Below are 21,532 nucleotides of genomic sequence, written 5' to 3' on the forward strand. Positions count from 1 at the left end.
ATTAACTTATATTAAATGGCTGAAAAAGCAAAACAAGCAGAAGTTGAAGCAACTGAAGCAACAGAAGTAAAAACAGCAGAAGCTCCAGTTGTATCTGAAGCTCAAGCAAACCCTGAAAAATTCTTAAAAGATTTTAACTGGCACAATTACCAAGAAGGTATTGATGAGGTTGAAGATTCTCAATTAAAAGAATTTGAAAAATTAGTAGCAGAAAATTTCGTAGACACTTTAGATGATGAAGTTGTTGAAGGTGAAGTGATTCACATTTCAGATCGTGATGCCATTATTGACATTAACGCAAAATCTGAAGGTGTTATTTCATTAAACGAATTCCGTTACAATCCTAATTTAAAAGTTGGTGATAAAGTAGAAGTATTAATTGATGTTCGTGAAGACGCAACAGGTCAGTTAGTATTATCACACAGAAAAGCACGTGTTATCAAAGCATGGGATCGCGTTAATGCAGCTCATGAAACAGGTGAAATCGTTAATGGTTTTGTTAAGTGCAGAACTAAAGGTGGTATGATTGTAGATGTTTTTGGAATTGAAGCATTCTTACCAGGTTCTCAAATTGATGTGAAGCCAATTCGCGATTACGATCAGTATGTTAATAAAACAATGGAGTTCAAAGTTGTTAAAATCAACCACGAATTTAAAAACGTTGTTGTTTCTCATAAAGCCCTTATTGAGGCTGATATTGAAGAGCAGAAGAAAGAAATTATTGGTCAATTAGAAAAAGGACAAGTATTAGAAGGTATTGTTAAGAACATTACGTCTTATGGTGTCTTTATTGATCTTGGTGGTGTTGACGGTTTAGTTCACATTACAGATCTTTCTTGGTCTCGTATCAACCATCCAAATGAGATTGTTGAGTTAGATCAGAAATTAAATGTTGTAATTCTTGATTTTGATGAAAACAAATCTAGAATCCAATTAGGTCTTAAACAATTATCTAAACATCCTTGGGATGCATTAGGTGAAGAGGTTAAAGTTGGAGACAAAGTTAAAGGTAAAGTGGTTGTAATTGCAGATTACGGTGCATTTATTGAAGTTACTGATGGCGTTGAAGGATTAATTCACGTATCAGAAATGTCTTGGTCTACACACTTACGTTCAGCACAAGATTTCGTTTCAGTAGGAGATGAGGTTGATGCCGTTATCTTAACATTAGATAGAGAAGAGCGTAAAATGTCTCTTGGTATTAAGCAATTAACGCCAGACCCATGGACTGATATTACTAAAAAATATCCTGTAGGTTCTAAGCATTCAGGTATTGTACGTAACTTTACAAACTTTGGTGTGTTTGTTGAATTAGAAGAAGGTATTGATGGATTAATTTACATTTCTGATTTATCTTGGACTAAAAAAATCAAGCATCCTAGTGAGTTCTGTAATGTAGGTGATACATTAGATGTTGTTGTTCTTGAATTAGATGTTGAAGGTCGTAAATTAAGTTTAGGGCACAAACAAACTACAGACAACCCTTGGGATAAATATGAAACTGAATTCGCAGTAGGAACGCTTCATACAGCTGAATTAACGGAGATTGTTGACAAAGGTGCAACTATTGATTTTAATGAAGATATCGTAGCTTTCGTACCATCTCGTCACCTTGAAAAAGAAGATGGCAAGAAATTGAAAAAAGGCGAAGAAGCTGAATTCAAAATCATTGAATTTAACAAAGAGTTCAAACGTGTAGTAGCATCGCATACAGCAATCTTCAGAGAAGAAGAAGCTGCAAATGTAAAAGCTGCTGCTAGTAACGCAGCTGCAGAAGCTAAACCAACTTTAGGTGATGCCAATGATGCTTTACAAGCTCTTAAAAATAAAATGGAAGGAAAATAATTTCTTCATTCTATAATACTAAAAAGCCTTTCCATTTGGAGAGGCTTTTTTTATGCTTAAATTTTCTTGAAACATACACCTTTTATAAGCTAGACTTAACAGATTTCCAAAACCTGTTAAGTGTTATGTTTGATTAGTATCTGGCCTAATGCTTATTTGGACGTTGTGGCTTATAAGCAGTTTTATAAGCGGGAATAAAGCCAATTAGTAATGAGCACGCAAGATGCTTTGTATTATAAAAGCATTGTGAACTCAATTTTTTTACCGTAACTTTGTTTAGCAAATATGTTTGGATAGTTTATGAGTCAAAAAGTGTTACTTAACGCCAAGGAAATCAACATCATTCTTCATCGATTGGCTTGCCAACTTATTGAAAATCACAACGACTTTACCAATACTGTTTTAATAGGCATTCAACCGCGCGGTAAGTTTCTTGCCAACCGTTTAGCTACCATGTTAAAAGAAGAATATAAAATCAAAAATGTCCAATTAGGACTTTTAGATATTACGTTTTTTAGAGATGATTTTAGACGCGGCGAAAAACCCCTTGAAGCCAATACCACCGAAATTAATTTTTTAGTTGAAGACAAGAAAATTGTCTTTATAGATGATGTATTATATACTGGACGAAGCATTCGTGCAGCCTTAACAGCCATTCAATCTTTTGGCAGGCCTCACGAAATTGAACTCTTAACCCTAATTGATAGACGCTTTAGCAGGCATTTACCAATTCAGCCTAATTATAAAGGCCGACAAGTAGATGCTATAAATGATGAACGCGTAAAAGTAAATTGGGTTGAAAACGAAGGAGAAGATGCCGTTTATTTAATTAATAGTTAACAAAGAATAATTAATAATCATGAGCGAATTAAGTGTCAACCACTTATTAGGAATAAAATACCTTAATAAAGACGATATCAAGCTTATTTTTGAAACTGCTGATCACTTCAAAGAAGTGATAAACAGACCCATTAAAAAAGTACCTTCGCTTCGGGATATTACGATTGCTAACTTATTTTTTGAAAATTCTACCCGAACTAAATTATCGTTTGAATTAGCCGAAAAACGACTTTCAGCTGATGTTATAAATTTTTCGGCCTCACAATCCTCCGTAAAAAAAGGAGAAACCTTAATAGATACGGTTAGTAACATATTATCCATGAAAGTAGATATGGTTGTTATGCGTCATCCCAATCCAGGCGCAAGCGTATTTTTATCGCAACACGTCAATGCCAGTATTATAAACGCTGGAGATGGTGCTCATGAACATCCTACACAAGCTTTATTGGACTCCTATTCCATTAGAGAACGATTAGGAGAGGTCAAAGGAAAAAAGGTGGTTATTGTTGGCGATATCTTACACAGTCGTGTAGCCTTATCAAATATCTTTGCATTGCAGTTGCAAGGCGCAGAGGTGATGGTGTGCGGACCAAAAACGCTCTTGCCAAAATACATTGATAAATTAGGCGTTAAGGTAGAAACCAATTTGCAGAAAGCTCTAAATTGGTGTGATGTTGCTAATATGCTTCGAGTTCAAAACGAACGTATGGAAGTTAATTATTTTCCATCCACCAGAGAATATACTCAACAATACGGTGTAACTATGGATGTTTTAAATAGTTTAAATAAGGAAATAACTATAATGCATCCAGGCCCTATAAATCGCGGTGTAGAAATTACCAGTGAAGTTGCAGATTCCAACCAAGCTATTATATTAAACCAAGTAGAAAATGGTGTAGCGGTAAGAATGGCCATTATTTATTTACTAGCATCCAAAATAAAACAATAACGCTATGATTTTTGATAAAACTGACAATACAACAATTATTACCCAAGAGAAAGCTTCGGTAATTGAATTAATTAAAAAAATAGACGTGCTATACGAACGCTTTAAAAACGACAATATTATTGTTAATTTAAATACCTTAAAACCTGTGGTGTTACAAGATATTGTAGAGTTCCTCCAATTATCAAATAAGCATAGAAAAGCAAAACAATCGTTTGTAATTGTTACTAATCAAGCAAGTTTAGACGATATGCCAGATGAATTGTTAGTGGTTCCAACCGTAAAAGAAGCGCACGATATTATTGAAATGGAAGAAATGGAACGCGATTTAGGTTTATAAAAAAGTTTGTTGGTAAGTCGCAGGGTATTAAGCTATCTGAACGCAATCGACTTAACAACTTAACGACAAACAACACGAATGAAACTTACCATTTTAGGCTGTTATAGCGCTACACCACGTACCGATACCAATCCAACGGCACAAGTTCTGGACATAAATAATCATTTATTTTTAATAGATTGTGGTGAAGGTACTCAAGTGGAATTACGCCGAAATAAAATTAAATTTGCACGAATTAAGCATATTTTTATTTCACACCTACATGGCGATCATTTTTTTGGTCTCGTTGGGTTAATTTCTACATTTCGTTTATTAACACGTGAAACGGAACTTCATATTTACGGCCCTAAAGGTTTAAAAGATATCATTACCCTTCAAATGAAATTGGCCGAATCCTGGACAAATTATCCACTTATTTTTCATGAGCTCACGTCTAAAGAGTCAGCGTTGATTTTTGAAGATGACAAGGTGGAAGTTCATACCATTCCTTTAGATCATAGGATTTACACCAACGGTTTTCTTTTTAAAGAAAAATCAGGTGAGCGCAAACTGGATATGAATGCAGTTTTGAATGCAGATATTGATGTGGCCTATTATAGAAAGCTCAAACAAGGTTTTGATGTAGAAAATATGGACGGAATAATCATTTCAAATCAGGAGGTTACTAAAGCCCCAAATAAACCAAAAAGCTACGCGTTTTGTAGCGACACTGCTTATTCAGAAGCCATTATTCCAATTATAAAAGACGTTGATTTGTTGTATCATGAATCTACTTTTTTAGAGAAGCATGAAAAATTAGCAGCACCAACTAAACATAGTACCGCCAAGCAAGCTGCTAGCATTGCCAAACAGGCTGGAGTAGGTACCTTACTTTTAGGGCATTATTCCACACGTTACGATAATTTAAAAGATTTTAAATTAGAGGCTGAAACTATTTTTGAATCTGTAGAGTTGGCAAGAGATGGTAAGGTTATTACGTTTTAAACTCTTTTAAATTTTGCATAAAATAAATAGCTTCTTCCAAACTGGTGCAGCGCTTAATGCTATTAGTAGAAAATTGTTTTTCTAAAGTAGCATTTCGGTAGCCAAAGTCATCATAGATTACAATAGCAGATGCAATAACAAACCCATATTCTTTATTGAACTTAATCCATAGATTGGGGTCAATAGAGTAGTGGTTTATACGATTTGTTATATGACCAATTTTTAAATTAGGTCCATAAAATTCAATCAAATAATCGGATATTTGTTTAATTTCTGGCCAATCGAAGTGGATTCCTTCTGTATGTTCGGCAATGATATAATTATCAAAGAGATAATAGGTGCCAAATGGAAATACTACTTTTTGATGTTTTAATTGGTTGAAATAAATGCTATTTTCAAATTTCATTCTATTAAATAATGCTTAAATTTAGGGCGTAAAATGCATATAAATTGGTGCAAATGTACAAAAAATTAAATGACATTATCAATGGATGGAGACTTAAGTAATTATAGAAAAACCTACGCTAAAGGCGCGCTTTTATTAAAGGAAACACCTGAAAATCCCATGGAGCTCTTTAAGAAATGGTTTCATGAAGTGGATACTCATTTTGAGCAGGATGAAACCAATGCCATGACGATATCAACTATTGGATTAGATGGCTTTCCTAAAAACCGTGTCGTGTTACTTAAACGCTTTACCTATGAAGGATTTATCTTTTTTACAAACTACGAAAGTGAAAAAGGTCAAGCTATTGCTAAAAACCCGCATGTATGCTTATCATTTTTCTGGCATGGAGCAGAACGCCAAATAATAATAAAAGGCGTTGCCGAAAAGTTAGCAGCGAATTTAAGTGATGGTTATTTTGAATCGCGCCCAAGAGGAAGTCAGTTAGGGGCTATAGCATCAAATCAAAGCGCTGTGGTTAAAGATCGGGCAGAATTAGAAGCCGATTTAAAAAAATTAGAACAGGCATACGAAGGAAAAGAAATTCCAAGACCTGATTTTTGGGGTGGCTATATGGTAAAGCCCGTTTCAATTGAGTTTTGGCAAGGACGGCCTAATAGATTGCATGACCGGATTCATTATCAATTGGATACAGCGTTTAATTGGGTTAAAAATCGATTATCGCCATGATTATGACGACGAAATGCATATAAATTAAATATTAAAGTGTATTTCATCGATTAAATACATTAAAAAACGATTAAATGCATGTCGTTTGTCGATTTTAACATTTTGTTAACAGTTGTTTAGAGAAAGGATTATAATTTTATAATCCCAAATCTAAATAACCTACAATGAAAAAGTTTACTTTACTACCAGTTATGGTATTATTAGTCATGTTTATGACTTCGTGTTCTTCTGATTCCATAGAAGATAAGGCTGCTGAAATAAATACATCTAATTTAGTAGTTCCAGAAACCAAGACCATAGAAATAGAAATTATGGAATTGATTAATGACTATAGATTAAGTAAAGGGTTAAACCCGTTGAATAATGTTGGCATTATTAAAGCGCAGGCATTTAATCATACAGATTATATGATTACCAATAATATTGTTTCTCATGATAATTTTTACCAACGTAAATTATTTTTAGAAAGTAGTTTAGGGGCTCGCGATGTATCGGAAAATGTAGCTTATGGCTTTACATCTGCTCAAACGGTTGTAACTGCTTGGTTAAATAGTACAAATCATAAAGCGAATATAGAAGGAGACTTTACCGATTTTGACTTATCAGCGGATCAAAATGCGGAAGGCGATTGGTATTATACAAACATCTTTGTTAAGAAATAAATAAGAGTTTATTCAGATTATTTTTAAAAAAACTACCACTTTGGATACCAAGTTGGTAGTTTTTTTTGTTATTAATACCTGAAATTAAAAACGATAACCAAGTCTTAAGTGTAAGTTAAGAGCTAGATCGGCTTCATTATCAAAAGAGACGTTGTTCGGATTGAAAAAATGAATATAACCAATACCAATTCCGGTTTCGTAATTGAAATGTTCTCCAATTTGTCGTCTAATTCCCCAGGTTGGGACAATAGAAAAATCACTAATAAAATTGACATTGTCATAATTAGTAACCACAATAACGTCGGGGTGGTAGGTTGTTTTTAAGGCAATAAAATTTCCGCTGTTACCTGAAATATTTCGGGATTTTTTAACACGTTTATTTAAATTATAATACCAACGCGGTTCTAAAGTGATGGCAGGAACTAAAAAGTATCCCGTTTTAGGGTATTTAGCACCATCAAAAATGCCAGCTTCCAAACCTAGTTCCGTTCTTAATGCTATACTATTGCTTAATTTGGCCTCATGATGAACCCAAATTCCTAAGAAGCCAGTTTGTATACCAAAAACAGATTTTTCAACACTAGACGAAGATGTTTGTGTTTGTGCTTGAGACGAATAGTAAATACAAAATACAAGACATGCGCGTAGTAGATTATGTTTCATTTAGAATTATAGTAGATTGAGATTTAATTTTTTTTTTTTCATAAATCTACTATAATTAATTCATTAAATCTTATCTATTTAAAATTTAAAAGCCACTCCATTTGGAGTGGCTTTATAGTTATTAAGACTATTGTTAGGAAGGTTTTAATGATGTGTAAGCATATTAAACCAGTTCGCCAATCTTATTAACTGTATGTTTAAAAACAACTGGTAGTTAATCATTATCTTTTAAGATAATAAATTTAGAACGTCTATTTTCTTGATGTTTTTCCGCGGAACATTTCACACCGTTTGAGCACTCATTTATTAAACGTGTTTCTCCATATCCAATGGCACTTTCAATACGATCTGTTGTAATACCTCTAGAGTATAAATACTCTTGGGTAGACTTCGCTCTTCTATCAGAAAGTTTTAAGTTGTAGTTATCACCACCACGACTATCAGTATGCGATTCAATTTTAATTACCATATTTGGATGTGCGCGCATGACTGAAACAATGTTTTCCAGCTCATAAGCCGCATCAGCTCTAATTCCCCATTTATCAAAGTCGAAGAATATCGGATTAATTACGATTTCATTATCATTAATTAACGGAATTAAATTCAAGTCTACTACGTGTTCTTCACCCGTAACATCCGTTGTTTCAACATCTTTCAGGTCGTCTTTGTAATCGGCTTTCATACCGAGAATTTTATATTTTTGACTACAGTCGGCTTCAATTTGATATAAACCATTTTCATCACTTGATACTTCACTTACAATTTTTCCGGTTTCATCAATTAATTGAACGGTTGCCATTGCAATTGGTGTTAGTAACTTACTGTCTCTTACTGTTCCCGTAATTATTTGCTTGCAAGGTTGTGCTACAAAACCGTAAATATCATCACCACCTTTTCCATCGGCTCTATTGGATGAGAAATATCCTTTTTGTGTATCACTATCTACAAAGTATGCAAAATCATCAAAGCCACTATTGTATGGAGCACCCATATTTTCTACTTCAGCTTCGGCATCTTTAAGGATGTTTGTTTTAAAAATATCTAATAAACCAAGGTTTAAATAGCCATCAGAGGAAAAATATAGTGTACTGTCTTTTGCAACAAATGGGAACATTTCACGACCTTCTGTATTTACTTTTTTGCCTAAATTTACGGGTGCATCATATGAATCGCCGCGAATAGCAACTTGATAAATATCGGTTTGTCCCAAACCGCCCTCACGATCAGACACAAAATACAATGTTTTGTTATCTGGACTTAAAGTAGGATGGCCCGTAGAGTAGATGTCGTCATTAAACGGTAATTCTATTACATTATCCCAGCTACCATCTTCCGCTTTAGTGGCTTTATAAATTTTAAGGTGTGATGTTCCTTTTTTATCGTAGATCGGCTTATTTTTCTTGTTAACGTTATCACGAGTAAAATACATGGTATTTCCATCGTTAGTTATGGCAACACTAGCTTCATGAACATCATTTCGGTCTTTTCCTTTTATAATGACACTATTTGGGTTTGAAATGCTGTCAATATTATTTTCACCTTGACTAACTTCCGCAGAATAAATATCTAGGTAGGGTTCATTATTCCATTTGTAGATATCATTTTCCGTATTTCTTGCAGAAGCGAAGTACATATTGTTGTTATAAACAAATGCACCAAAATCAGAATATTTCGAATTAATATCTAAATTTTTAACTTTTACTTCCACACCTTTTAAGGATTCTAAAGATTCATAAAGCGCAATATTACTTCCGTCTAAATCATCGGCACGTCTATCATCATTTTGAATATCTTTAAATTTGGCTAACCAGGTGTCAGCTTCTTCATAGTTACTTAAACTACGTTGCGTTTGGATGTACTTATAAATATATTCAGGATTTACCTTTTTATATTTATTTAAGGCCAGTTTATACCATATTGCGGCAGATTCAGTATCCGAGTTGTTGTAATAACAATCGCCTAAACGCGTTAATACGTGCTCACTACTATCACCTTTTCTAACGGTTTCTTCATATAATTCTGCAGCTTTAACATACGAGTAATTCTCGAAGAATATATCTGCTACTCTTTTTTGCGAAAATAGAAACGTACTACTTAAGGCAATAAATGTGAATATAATTTTAGTTTTCATACGATTATATTTTAGAAGTATCTTGGTGATTTGATTCGTTTTGTTTTAAATAATTCAAACATGACCAATATTTCGTGGGTTCCTCCAGTATAGTCAATTAAGTCTGATAACGGATATTCATAGGCATAACCTATGCGAAACTGCTTGGACACTTGAAAATCAACTATACCCGCTAAAGCCGAGGTTTGATTATCAATTCGGTAACCAGCTCCTGCCCAGAACTTCTCGTAGAATAGGAAGTTGGCCGTTAGGTCAAAAGATAGTGGTGCTCCATTGGTTGCTTTTAAAAGAAACGCGGGTTTTAATTTTGTGTTTTCACTTAATGTGAAAACATATCCGCCTGTAAAGTAATAACTCACGCGTTCCAATGCCGCATAGTCTTGACCGACTCCTGTTTCATCGTTATAATCATTCGTTAAAATACGCGGTGTGGATAAACCTAAATACCATCTGTCTGAATGCCAATAAACACCCGCACCAATATTTGGGTCCCAACGATCGTCAATACCATAAATGCTTGGATCACCCGAACTATCTGCAGAATACCTGTCCAAAGTATAACTTGTGAAACCAGCTTTAATACCAAATGCTAACTCCGTTTTCTGACCAGTTTGTATGGTATATGAAAAATCACCATACAGATATGAAAAACGTTCGTCACCTAATTTGTCATTAATAAAAGACAATCCTAAACCTATTTTGTCATTCCTTAACGGAGAGTGAACAGATAAGGTTTGGGTTATTGGTCCGCCATCAAAGCCAACCCATTGACTTCTGTGTAAACCAACAACGCTTAACGTTTCTCTACTTCCCGCATAGGCAGGGTTTATAGAGATGGTATTATACATATATTGGGTAAACTGCGGTAATTGTTGTGCAATTCCAACCGTACAACTCAATAATGCTAATGCAATTATATAATGTTTTATAAGTTTCATAGGTTAAAGTTTTATTTGGTTCCTACGTAGAAGTAACCTGTTAATGGTTTAAATCCACTATTTCTTACGTTAATGATATAATAATATGTTCCATTAGGTACTTTGTCAGCACCACCAACAGATGATTTGTGCGCTGTACCATTCCAGTTATTCTGGTAGTTATTTGCTTTATATATGATTGCTCCCCATCTATTAAAGACTTGAACGTCATAAGTATATCCACAAGTATCAACACCAGAAATTTCAAAATTCTCATTCCATTGGTCACCATTTGGTGTAATAGCAGTCGAAACGATTATGTTTTCTCTATCACATGGTTCTGGTGCCGGTGCAAGTACCACACAATCATCATTTACGTTTATTGTAACTTGTGTTGTGCTTGTACAGCCATTTTCCATAATCGTATAACTAAATGTGTAGTCACCTAAATCAACACTTAATGGATCAAATAAATTACCATTCAGCGTTACAACATTGGATAATGCTACCCATTCTCCGGACATGTCCGATCCATTATAGTAATCAAATAAGTCAATTATACCATCATCATTACAACGATCATCATTTAACGTCATGATACTGTTTTCATTTGTTACATACACAGCCTGACTTAATTGAGCCTCATTTCCACAGGTATCAACAACTGTCCAGCTCCAAATTATTTCATAATCTGTTTCAGAACCATCCGACGTGTTTACTTCTTCAAAGTTAACTATGGTTACATCACTTGAACAATCGTCAAAGACTAGAGTAGGAGCATCTGGTATATCTGCACAATTAACAAATATGTCAGATAAATCATTTGTAGCAACAGGAGCTGTTGTATCGGCTACTGTTATGGTTTGCGACACCGACGATGTATTATTACAAGCATCTGTAAAAGTCCAAGTACGCGTCACAATAACGTTACAAGGATCCGAATCATCTGTTGTATCTACTGGCGAAGCCACAATATCACCAGCACAGTTATCTGTAGCCGTTAAGTCCATAGCCTCTGGTAACTCTGTAATACATTGTGCAGTTATATCCGCAGGTGCAGCAGGAGCAACAGGAGCTGTTGTATCGGCTACTGTTATGGTTTGCGACACCGATGATGAATTATTACAGTTATCTGTAAATGTCCAAGTACGCGTCACAATAACGTTACAAGGATCCGAATCATCTGTTGTATCTACCGGCGAAGCCACAATATCACCAGCACAGTTATCTGTCGCTGTTAAGTCCATAGCCTCTGGTAATTCTGTAATACATTGTGCAGTTATATCCGCAGGAGCAGCAGGAGCAACAGGCGCAATAGTATCCGCAACTGTTATGGTTTGCGACACCGACGATGTATTATTACAGTTATCTGTAAAAGTCCAAGTACGCGTCACAATGATGTTACAAGGATCCGAATCATCTGTTGTATCTACCGGCGAAGCCACAATATCACCAGCACAGTTATCTGTAGCCGTTAAGTCCATAGCCTCTGGTAACTCTGTAATACATTGTGCAGTTATATCCGCAGGGGCAGCAGGAGCAACAGGCGCAATAGTATCGGCTACTGTTATGGTTTGCGACACCGACGATGTATTATTACAAGCATCGGTAAAAGTCCAAGTACGCGTTACAATGATGTTACAAGGATCCGAATCATCTGTTGTATCTACCGGCGAAGCCACAATATCACCAGCACAGTTATCTGTCGCTGTTAAGTCCATAGCCTCTGGTAACTCTGTAATACATTGTGCAGTTATATCCGCAGGGGCAGCAGGAGCAACAGGAGCTGTTGTATCGGCCACCGTTATGGTTTGCGACACCGACGATGTATTATTACAGTTATCTGTAAAAGTCCAAGTACGCGTCACAATGATGTTACAAGGATCCGAATCATCTGTTGTATCTACCGGCGAAGCCACAATATCACCAGCACAGTTATCTGTAGCCGTTAAGTCCATAGCCTCTGGTAACTCTGTAATACATTGTGCAGTTATATCCGCAGGTGCAGCAGGAGCAACAGGCGCTGTTGTATCGGCTACTGTTATGGTTTGCGATACAGACGATGTATTATTACAGTTATCTGTAAAAGTCCAAGTACGCGTCACAATAACGTTACAAGGATCCGAATCATCTGTTGTATCTACCGGCGAAGCCACAATATCACCAGCACAGTTATCTGTAGCCGTTAAGTCCATAGCCTCTGGTAACTCTGTAATACATTGTGCAGTTATATCCGCAGGAGCAGCAGGAGCAACAGGAGCTGTTGTATCGGCTACTGTTATGGTTTGCGACACCGACGATGTATTATTACAAGCATCTGTAAAAGTCCAAGTACGCGTCACAATGATGTTACAAGGATCCGAATCATCTGTTGTATCTACCGGTGAGGCCACAATATCACCAGCACAGTTATCTGTAGCCGTTAAGTCCATAGCCTCTGGTAACTCTGTAATACATTGTGCAGTTATATCCGCAGGAGCAGCAGGAGCAACAGGAGCTGTTGTATCGGCTACTGTTATGGTTTGCGACACCGACGATGAATTATTACAGTTATCTGTAAATGTCCAAGTACGCGTCACAATAACGTTACAAGGATCCGAATCATCTGTTGTATCTACAGGCGAAGCCACAATATCACCAGCACAGTTATCTGTCGCTGTTAAGTCCATAGCCTCTGGTAATTCTGTAATACATTGTGCAGTTATATCCGCAGGAGCAGCAGGAGCAACAGGCGCAATAGTATCCGCAACTGTTATGGTTTGCGACACCGACGATGTATTATTACAAGCATCTGTAAAAGTCCAAGTACGCGTCACAATGATGTTACAAGGATCCGAATCATCTGTTGTATCTACCGGCGAAGCCACAATATCACCAGCACAGTTATCTGTAGCCGTTAAGTCCATCGCCTCTGGTAATTCTGTAATACATTGTGCAGTTATATCCGCAGGAGCAGCAGGTGCAACAGGAGCTGTTGTATCGGCTACTGTTATGGTTTGCGATACAGACGATGTATTATTACAGTTATCTGTAAAAGTCCAAGTACGCGTCACAATAACGTTACAAGGATCCGAATCATCTGTTGTATCTACAGGCGAAGCCACAATATCACCAGCACAGTTATCTGTAGCCGTTAAGTCCATAGCCTCTGGTAATTCTGTAATACATTGTGCAGTTATATCCGCAGGAGCAGCAGGAGCAACAGGAGCTGTTGTATCGGCTACTGTTATGGTTTGCGACACCGACGATGTATTATTACAGTTATCTGTAAAAGTCCAAGTACGCGTCACAATGATGTTACAAGGATCCGAATCATCTGTTGTATCTACCGGCGAAGCCACAATATCACCAGCACAGTTATCTGTCGCTGTTAAGTCCATAGCCTCTGGTAATTCTGTAATACATTGTGCAGTTATATCCGCAGGAGCAGCAGGAGCAACAGGCGCAATAGTATCCGCAACTGTTATGGTTTGCGACACCGACGATGTATTATTACAGTTATCTGTAAAAGTCCAAGTACGCGTCACAATGATGTTACAAGGATCCGAATCATCTGTTGTATCTACCGGCGAAGCCACAATATCACCAGCACAGTTATCTGTAGCCGTTAAGTCCATAGCCTCTGGTAATTCTGTAATACATTGTGCAGTTATATCCGTAGGAGCAGCAGGTGCAACAGGAGCTGTTGTATCGGCTACTGTTATGGTTTGCGACACCGACGATGTATTATTACAGTTATCTGTAAAAGTCCAAGTACGCGTCACAATGATGTTACAAGGATCCGAATCATCTGTTGTATCTACCGGCGAAGCCACAATATCACCAGCACAGTTATCTGTAGCCGTTAAGTCCATAGCCTCTGGTAATTCTGTAATACATTGTGCAGTTATATCCGTAGGAGCAGCAGGTGCAACAGGAGCTGTTGTATCGGCTACTGTTATGGTTTGCGACACCGACGATGTATTATTACAAGCATCTGTAAAAGTCCAAGTACGCGTTACAATAATGTTACAAGGATCCGAATCATCTGTTGTATCTACCGGCGAAGCCACAATATCACCAGCACAGTTATCTGTAGCCGTTAAGTCCATCGCCTCTGGTAATTCTGAAATACATTCTACTGCTATTGCATCCGGCGCAGCAGGAGCAACAGGCGCAACAGTATCAATAATGGTAAAGGTTGCTGTAGTGAAGCTTTCGTTACCACAAGCATCTGTTGCTTTAAAGTTTACGATAGCAGAACCAGTTAGGCCACAACCAGGAATTAAAACGCCTTTGTAATCATGGTCCCAAACTATAGCGCTACAATCATCCGTTGCAGTAGCACCTCCATTATTATCTAACCATGATTGTAATTCAGTTAAATTGCCTAATCCATCACACTCCACGGTTAAATCACTTGCTTCAATTTCAATGGTAGGATTAACCGTATCAATAATTGAATAAGAAGCCGTAGTCGTAACAAAGTTTCCGCAAGCATCAGTTGCTGTGAAAGTTACTTCAATTGGATTAGCACAATCAGAGCTAGCACCTCCATAATTATTTGTCCACGTAATTTCAGAGCAATTATCTGAAACCGCAGCAAAGCCATTATTATCTAACCAATTTTGAATAGCGCCATTATTTCCAGTACCATCACATTCGATGGATATATCAGAAGCTTCAACACTTATTATTGGGCTGGTAGTATCTTGAACCGTAATAACTTGTACTTCTGAAGCGGTGTTCCCACAACTATCAGTAGCCGTCCAAGTTCTAGTTAATGTGTAATTAGAATCGCAATTACCATTCGCTCTTTCTTCTAAATAGGTTACTGTAATGTCAGTATCACAATTATCCGTTGCCGCTAAATCGGTAGCAGACGCTGTAGGAACAGCATCACATTCTACAGTAATATCAGCAGGAGCTGCATCTAATACAGGAGCCGTGGTATCTTGAACCGTAATAACTTGTACCTCTGAAGCGGTGTTCCCACAACTATCAGTAGCCGTCCAAGTTCTAGTTAATGTATAGTTAGAGTCGCAATTACCATTCGCTCTTTCTTCTAAATAGGTTACTGTAATGTCAGTATCACAATTATCCGTTGCCGATAAATCGGTAGCAGACGCTGTAGGAACAGCATCACATTCTACAGTAATATCGGCAGGAGCTGCATCTAATACAGGAGCAGTAGTATCTTGAACCGTAATAACTTGTACCTCTGAAGCGGTGTTCCCACAACTATCAGTAGCCGTCCAAGTTCTCGTTAATGTGTAATTAGAGTCGCAATTACCATTCGCTCTTTCTTCTAAATAAGTTACTGTAATGTCAGCATCACAATTATCCGTTGCCGCTAAATCGGTAGCAGACGCTGTAGGAACAGCATCACATTCTACAGTAATATCAGCAGGAGCTGCATCTAATACAGGAGCCGTAGTATCTTGAACCGTAATAACTTGTACCTCTGAAGCGGTGTTCCCACAACTATCAGTAGCCGTCCAAGTTCTAGTTAATGTATAGTTAGAGTCGCAATTACCATTCGCTCTTTCTTCTAAATAGGTTACTGTAATGTCAGTATCACAATTATCCGTTGCCGCTAAATCGGTAGCAGACGCTGTAGGAACAGCATCACATTCTACAGTAATATCAGCAGGAGCTGCATCTAATACAGGAGCCGTGGTATCTTGAACCGTAATAACTTGTACCTCTGAAGCGGTGTTCCCACAACTATCAGTAGCCGTCCAAGTTCTCGTTAATGTGTAATTAGAATCGCAATTACCATTCGCTCTTTCTTCTAAATAAGTTACTGTAATGTCAGCATCACAATTATCCGTTGCCGCTAAATCGGTAGCAGACGCTGTAGGAACAGCATCACACTCTACGGTAATATCGGCAGGAGCTACATCTAATACAGGAGCCGTGGTATCCTCAATAGTAAAGATAGCCATTGTCGTGCTTGTATTTCCACAAGCATCTGTGGCCGTAAAAGTTACAGAAGCAGACCCTGTTGCTCCGCAATCATCTGATAGACCTGTATAGTTGTGAGACCAAGAAATAGCAGAACAATCATCTGTTGCCGAAGCACCACCATTACTTTCTAACCAATCCGTTAAATCAGCTGTATTCCCATTACCATCACACTCAACTGTTAGTGGCGATGCCTCAACGGTAATTACTGGATTAACAGTATCAATAATTGAATAAGAAGCCGTAGTCGTAACAAAGTTTCCGCAGGCATCAGTAGCTGTGAAAGTTACTTCAATTGGGTTAGCACAATCAGAGCTAACACCACCATAATTATTTGTCCACGTTACTTCCGAGCAATTATCTGAAACTGTTGCATAACCATGATTATCTAACCATTCTTGAATCGCGCCATTGTTTCCAGTACCATCACATTCAATATCAATATTTGTAGCAGCATTTGTAATAACTAAAGCTTCAGGTGCTGTAATAGAGAATGTTCTCTCAATAGTAGACGGATTACAAAGATCCGAAATGGTATATGTTACTGTTGTAGTACCACCTTCACATAAAAGTGGAGCCGTAGGCGTTCCGTAATCACCAGTTGCATTACAGCCACCAGAAACGGTAAAACCGTTTAACCAGGTATTGAAAGCCGTATCAACTTCCGCTTGACTTGCATAATCGCAAGCATCAGCTGTAGCATTATCAGGTGTATTCACTACAACGGCTTCAGGCGCTGTGATAGAGAATGTTCTCTCAATAGTAGACGGATTACAAAGATCCGAAATGGTATATGTTACTGTTGTAGTACCACCTTCACATAAAAGTGGAGCCGTAGGCGTTCCGTAATCAGCAGTTGCATTACAGCCACCAGAAACGGTAAATCCGTTTAACCAGGTATTGAAGGCTGTATCAACTTCCGCTTGACTTGCATAATCGCAAGCATCAGCTGTAGTATTATCAGGTGTATTCACTACAACGGCTTCAGGTGCTGTGATAGAGAATGTTCTCTCAATAGTAGACGGATTACAAAGATCCGAAATGGTATATGTTACTGTTGTAGTACCACCTTCACATAAAAGTGGAGCCGTAGGCGTTCCGTAATCACCAGTTGCATTACAGCCACCAGAAACGGTAAATCCGTTTAACCAGGTATTGAAGGCTGTATCAACTTCCGCTTGACTTGCATAATCGCAAGCATCAGCTGTAGCGTTATTAGGTGTATTCACCACAACGGCTTCAGGTGCTGTGATAGAGAATGTTCTCTCAATAGTAGACGGATTACAAAGATCCGAAATGGTATATGTTACTGTTGTAGTACCACCTTCACATAAAAGTGGAGCCGTAGGCGTTCCGTAATCAGCAGTTGCATTACAGCCACCAGAAACGGTAAAACCGTTTAACCAGGTATTGAAGGCTGTATCAACTTCCGCTTGACTTGCATAATCGCAAGCATCAGCTGTAGTATTATCAGGTGTATTCACTACAACGGCTTCAGGTGCTGTGATAGAGAATGTTCTCTCAATAGTAGACGGATTACAAAGATCTGAAATGGTATATGTTACTGTTGTAGTACCACCTTCACATAAAAGTGGAGCCGTAGGCGTTCCGTAATCACCAGTTGCATTACAGCCACCAGAAACGGTAAAACCGTTTAACCAGGTATTGAAGGCTGTATCAACTTCCGCTTGACTTGCATAATCGCAAGCATCAGCTGTAGTATTATCAGGTGTATTCACTACAACAGCTTCAGGCGCTGTGATAGAGAATGTTCTCTCAATAGTAGACGGATTACAAAGATCCGTAATTGTATATGTTACTGTTGTAGTACCACCTTCACATAAAAGTGGAGCCGTAGGCGTTCCGTAATCACCAGTTGCATTACAGCCACCAGAAACGGTAAAACCGTTTAACCAGGTATTGAAGGCTGTATCAACTTCCGCTTGACTTGCATAATCGCAAGCATCAGCTGTAGTATTATCAGGTGTATTCACTACAACGGCAGGTGAGGTAATAGTAAAGGTTTGAATTGCCGCTGCCGATTGCTCACAATTGTCTGTGATTGTAAAATTTCTTTTTATTGTTATAGGGCATGAGCCTGTTGCAATATCTTGATATGTAATACTAGCCACATTATCTTCTAAAAAAGTACCACCTTCAGCTAAATATTCTGCTTCAGTTATAGTAACCTCGGTTTCAGAAAAAGCCAAAGCTGTTAAACCTCCATTTGTAATATCTTCAGCCGCACAACCTTCTAAACTTACATCGGTTGGGGCTGTAATTGTAGGTGGAGCTGTATCTTCAACAATAATTTCAAAACTATCAGTTGCTGAACAATTTGAATCTGTATCATTTACGGTTACTGTATACGTTCCAGCTGGTAATCCTGTAAGGTCTTGAGTGGTGGCATTAGAGGCATCATCCCAAGAATAGGTATAATTTCCAGTTCCACCAGATACAGAAATATTAATTGCTCCAACATCATTTCCAGAGCAACCTGTATTTGTTACACTATCTAGAGTTATCGTAATTGGATTGAGGACTGTGACCGTAATTGGTGTACGTTCTCCAGTACAGGAATTACTTGGTCCTTCAGATACATAATATGTGAAAACACCAGCAGTGCTAGTAGATGGTGTTATAGACACTTGACCAGGCGTAGCCGGGTTATTATTAGTATAATATAATAATATGTAATTAGATTCAGAAGTTGTAGCCGTTAATGGTAAAGCGGTTTCTCCTAAACAATAGGTTACATTACTAGTTGTTGGTGTTGTTAAAATATCATTCACTTCAATGGTAAAAATATAATTACAACCGCCTTGACCTGGAGGGATAGCGTAATAAGTAGATACACCTATTGTGGCTGGGAATGGGTTATTCTGATTGTACTGTATTGTAGATGGTGTAATAGGAAATGAATCGTAATACTGTGTTCCTGGAGGAAAGTTTCCAGACACTTCAGAAACAGGAATTGTATTACCTTCAAAACTACAATAAAAGAAATCTCGTTGAACCGATACACCTGTACAATTATCTAAAATATATTGTTCCGAATCGATATCAATTTCAATAGGAGCAGTATTAGGTTCCCCTTGACATACACCAGCTTCTTGATAACCTTGTATTAATGGCAATGAATAATTTGTTTGCGAAACATTACCCGTACCTGAAATATTACCACCAACTATTACAATTTTTGGTGTACAATTATTGTTAACTAAAATAGAACAGTCTGTTGTTGATGTAATTTCAAATGAAATATCAGCCATTAGTTCGGCCAAGTTCAACGGGTTTAATGGAATAAAGGCCATATCCCAGACAACAGCTCCTGTAGCACCTTCATTAGGATCAAAATAAGGAGGTGAAGACTGAAATAAAGGATTGTATTCATTATAAGAGATACTTCCTGGTACAAAAGAAGATGTAAATGGTATTGGAATAACCAAGCGACCATTAGTAATAGCTTCTGTTCCACGGTTTCTAATTTCAACACCATACTCAATAGTATCGCCCGGTTGAACTGTTAAGTTACCACTACCAACGGCTACACCATTAATTGAATTTGCAGATAGTATTCCTTCAGATTCTGGAATATAGGCATCAACCGCAAATGTTACGTTATATATGGAATATGTATCGCCATTGGTAAAGTATTTAAATGACGTACTGGTTTGATTATTATTTATAATAGCATTGTTCGTATTATTAATATCAAACATACTGATATCAACACCAGTGTTATTCAATAATTGTGGGTTTCTAGGATTTCCTCCCGTGTTGATAGAAGATTTAAAAAAGTTATTAGTATTATTTCCAGAATGACTTAATGAGGTATAAGTTCCTGAGTTTCTATTTTCAATTTGGAATGTATCACCAGAAAAACCAACATCGCCTTCACCACCCATAACACCTAACTTTACATTAACATCGCCATTTTGCGTGGAGTTAAAGCCATTAACACCAATAGTGTATTGATTATTGTTACCAGAAACAACATAAGCATGACCGTCAAAAACTGTCACATCACGCCATTTCATTTTTGTGTTTTCGTAAACCACAACCATTCCCCAGCCACCATAGTAACCCGTACCGTCAGGATCACCTTCTCTCAAAGCTAAATCGGCAACAAAATATTCTCCTAATCCATTAGTTCTTACATAATCTGTAATTTCAGCATAGGCGGAATACATGTAGTCATCTGAACTTGTTGGGTAATAAATATCGGTTGCATTCGCTGTTAATTGCGTATAGCTTCCCGCTGTTGGACCTTTTATGGAAACCTTACGCTTGTCATAATTTTTGGTAATAGTCGTTAAAGCAGGAATTGTTTCAGTGTAATTAACATTCACATAAGCTCTATCTGTCCAATTTAATCTTAATCTTGTAACCTCCAACGTATAATTTGAATCTGAAAATACTTGGTATGGTGAGCTTAAATAAGCGTTGTCATCATTAATTGAACTTGTAGACACCGCAGACTCTGGACCATTATTTACGGAAACATGTAGGGTTTCATTATTTCCAGAAGTTCTGTAAATAAACTCTACCTTATTCCCGGATCCTGTTGTAGTAAATGTATACCTGTAAGTACCACCAGAACTAGAAATATTTAATGAGTAGTCCGTATTATCAATACTTTCATTACTATAAATTATATCGGTTGTATTAATAGTTTGCGTTATAAAATTACCATTTGGCACGCTCTTCGTTACGGTAAATGTATTGCTTGAGCCAGCTCGACCAGACCAATATAAGCCTGCATACACTACATTAGAACATTCTGGAATAGCGTTGTTTTCTTGAGAAAATTGTAAAGTAGCCGATGACGAATTCAAGGTATTAACGTCGTTGTCAATATCCACATACTTCATGTCATTTCCACCGTTATTGGTGTTATCACCATAGGTAGCTAATGTTAGGTTGGTGTTACCCATCATGGTAAAATCTCCCTTTACATTATAAATAGTTTTGGATGGCGTGTAGATGGACGTTCGAGGTTCAAAATTTACGCGCACTTGACTATAACTATAAAAAGTAGCTGCCAATAGCATAAATACAGCTAACGCAAATTGAGTTTGCGTTTTATAGTTCTTGGTTTTTGAGGTGTATAAGTTTTCCAT

The 21,532-nt window shown here is 37.3% G+C and carries 12 protein-coding genes; 7 read left to right on the forward strand and 5 right to left on the reverse strand.

The genetic code is table 11. From position 1 onward, the window contains the following. The first annotated feature begins 15 nt into the window (after positions 1-15). The 5 genes from rpsA to GMA17_RS03530 all read left to right on the forward strand — a co-directional run bounded on the left by rpsA (position 16) and on the right by GMA17_RS03530 (position 4,955). Positions 16-1,845 (forward strand): 30S ribosomal protein S1, encoded by a 1,830-nt coding sequence (gene rpsA, locus GMA17_RS03510; RefSeq protein WP_248399188.1) that lies wholly within the window; start codon positions 16-18, stop codon positions 1,843-1,845. Positions 1,846-2,145: 300 nt separating this feature from the next. Further along, positions 2,146-2,685 (forward strand): bifunctional pyr operon transcriptional regulator/uracil phosphoribosyltransferase PyrR, encoded by a 540-nt coding sequence (gene pyrR / locus GMA17_RS03515; protein WP_248399190.1) that lies wholly within the window; start codon positions 2,146-2,148, stop codon positions 2,683-2,685. 19 nt (positions 2,686-2,704) lie between these two features. Next, the gene (locus tag GMA17_RS03520; RefSeq protein ID WP_248399192.1) at positions 2,705-3,634 is read left to right on the forward strand and encodes an aspartate carbamoyltransferase catalytic subunit; all 930 of its coding nucleotides are present in this window, start codon (positions 2,705-2,707) and stop codon (positions 3,632-3,634) included. Positions 3,635-3,638: 4 nt separating this feature from the next. After that, positions 3,639-3,971, forward strand: coding sequence for a ribonuclease Z (locus GMA17_RS03525; protein ID WP_248399194.1), 333 nt, complete (start codon positions 3,639-3,641; stop codon positions 3,969-3,971). A gap of 78 nt (positions 3,972-4,049) precedes the next feature. Beyond that, on the forward strand, positions 4,050-4,955 hold the full coding sequence (locus tag GMA17_RS03530; RefSeq protein WP_248399196.1) for a ribonuclease Z: 906 nt from the start codon (positions 4,050-4,052) through the stop codon (positions 4,953-4,955). Here the strand turns inward: GMA17_RS03530 and GMA17_RS03535 are convergent. Continuing rightward, positions 4,945-5,361 carry a hypothetical protein gene (locus GMA17_RS03535; protein WP_248399198.1) on the reverse strand — a complete coding sequence of 139 codons (417 nt, stop codon included), beginning with the start codon at positions 5,359-5,361 and terminating at the stop codon, positions 4,945-4,947. The genes GMA17_RS03530 and GMA17_RS03535 overlap by 11 nt on opposite strands. An 81-nt stretch (positions 5,362-5,442) precedes the next feature. Here GMA17_RS03535 and pdxH point away from each other — a divergent pair, with 81 nt between their 5' ends. Both pdxH and GMA17_RS03545 read left to right on the forward strand, forming a co-directional pair. Then, a complete protein-coding gene (gene pdxH / locus GMA17_RS03540) occupies positions 5,443-6,090 on the forward strand; it encodes a pyridoxamine 5'-phosphate oxidase (protein ID WP_248399200.1) in 648 nt (215 codons plus the stop codon). Positions 6,091-6,254: 164 nt separating this feature from the next. Continuing rightward, positions 6,255-6,752 carry a CAP domain-containing protein gene (locus tag GMA17_RS03545; protein WP_248399202.1) on the forward strand — a complete coding sequence of 166 codons (498 nt, stop codon included), beginning with the start codon at positions 6,255-6,257 and terminating at the stop codon, positions 6,750-6,752. Between the two features lie 84 nt (positions 6,753-6,836). Here GMA17_RS03545 and GMA17_RS03550 read toward each other — a convergent pair whose 3' ends face one another. The 4 genes from GMA17_RS03550 to GMA17_RS03565 form a co-directional block, all read right to left on the reverse strand. Continuing rightward, positions 6,837-7,415 (reverse strand): hypothetical protein, encoded by a 579-nt coding sequence (locus GMA17_RS03550; RefSeq protein WP_248399204.1) that lies wholly within the window; start codon positions 7,413-7,415, stop codon positions 6,837-6,839. Between the two features lie 214 nt (positions 7,416-7,629). Further along, the gene (locus GMA17_RS03555) at positions 7,630-9,546 is read right to left on the reverse strand and encodes an OmpA family protein (protein WP_248399206.1); all 1,917 of its coding nucleotides are present in this window, start codon (positions 9,544-9,546) and stop codon (positions 7,630-7,632) included. A gap of 11 nt (positions 9,547-9,557) precedes the next feature. After that, positions 9,558-10,484: a type IX secretion system membrane protein PorP/SprF gene (locus GMA17_RS03560; RefSeq protein WP_248399208.1), complete on the reverse strand. Its 927-nt coding sequence runs from the start codon at positions 10,482-10,484 to the stop codon at positions 9,558-9,560. Positions 10,485-10,495: 11 nt separating this feature from the next. Then, the gene (locus GMA17_RS03565) at positions 10,496-21,532 is read right to left on the reverse strand and encodes a gliding motility-associated C-terminal domain-containing protein (protein ID WP_248399210.1); all 11,037 of its coding nucleotides are present in this window, start codon (positions 21,530-21,532) and stop codon (positions 10,496-10,498) included.

Origin of the sequence: Bizionia sp. M204 (genome assembly GCF_023205095.1) — a bacterium.
Lineage (GTDB): Bacteria > Bacteroidota > Bacteroidia > Flavobacteriales > Flavobacteriaceae > Algorimicrobium > Algorimicrobium hallyeonense.

Coding starts and splice junctions, on each gene's coding strand:
- rpsA (WP_248399188.1), top strand. CDS start 16: ATGGCTGAAAAAGCAAAACAAGCAGAAGTTGAAGCAACTGAAGCAACA.
- pyrR (WP_248399190.1), top strand. CDS start 2,146: ATGAGTCAAAAAGTGTTACTTAACGCCAAGGAAATCAACATCATTCTT.
- GMA17_RS03520 (WP_248399192.1), top strand. CDS start 2,705: ATGAGCGAATTAAGTGTCAACCACTTATTAGGAATAAAATACCTTAAT.
- GMA17_RS03525 (WP_248399194.1), top strand. CDS start 3,639: ATGATTTTTGATAAAACTGACAATACAACAATTATTACCCAAGAGAAA.
- GMA17_RS03530 (WP_248399196.1), top strand. CDS start 4,050: ATGAAACTTACCATTTTAGGCTGTTATAGCGCTACACCACGTACCGAT.
- GMA17_RS03535 (WP_248399198.1), bottom strand. CDS start 5,361: ATGAAATTTGAAAATAGCATTTATTTCAACCAATTAAAACATCAAAAA.
- pdxH (WP_248399200.1), top strand. CDS start 5,443: ATGGATGGAGACTTAAGTAATTATAGAAAAACCTACGCTAAAGGCGCG.
- GMA17_RS03545 (WP_248399202.1), top strand. CDS start 6,255: ATGAAAAAGTTTACTTTACTACCAGTTATGGTATTATTAGTCATGTTT.
- GMA17_RS03550 (WP_248399204.1), bottom strand. CDS start 7,415: ATGAAACATAATCTACTACGCGCATGTCTTGTATTTTGTATTTACTAT.
- GMA17_RS03555 (WP_248399206.1), bottom strand. CDS start 9,546: ATGAAAACTAAAATTATATTCACATTTATTGCCTTAAGTAGTACGTTT.
- GMA17_RS03560 (WP_248399208.1), bottom strand. CDS start 10,484: ATGAAACTTATAAAACATTATATAATTGCATTAGCATTATTGAGTTGT.
- GMA17_RS03565 (WP_248399210.1), bottom strand. CDS start 21,532: ATGGAAAACTTATACACCTCAAAAACCAAGAACTATAAAACGCAAACT.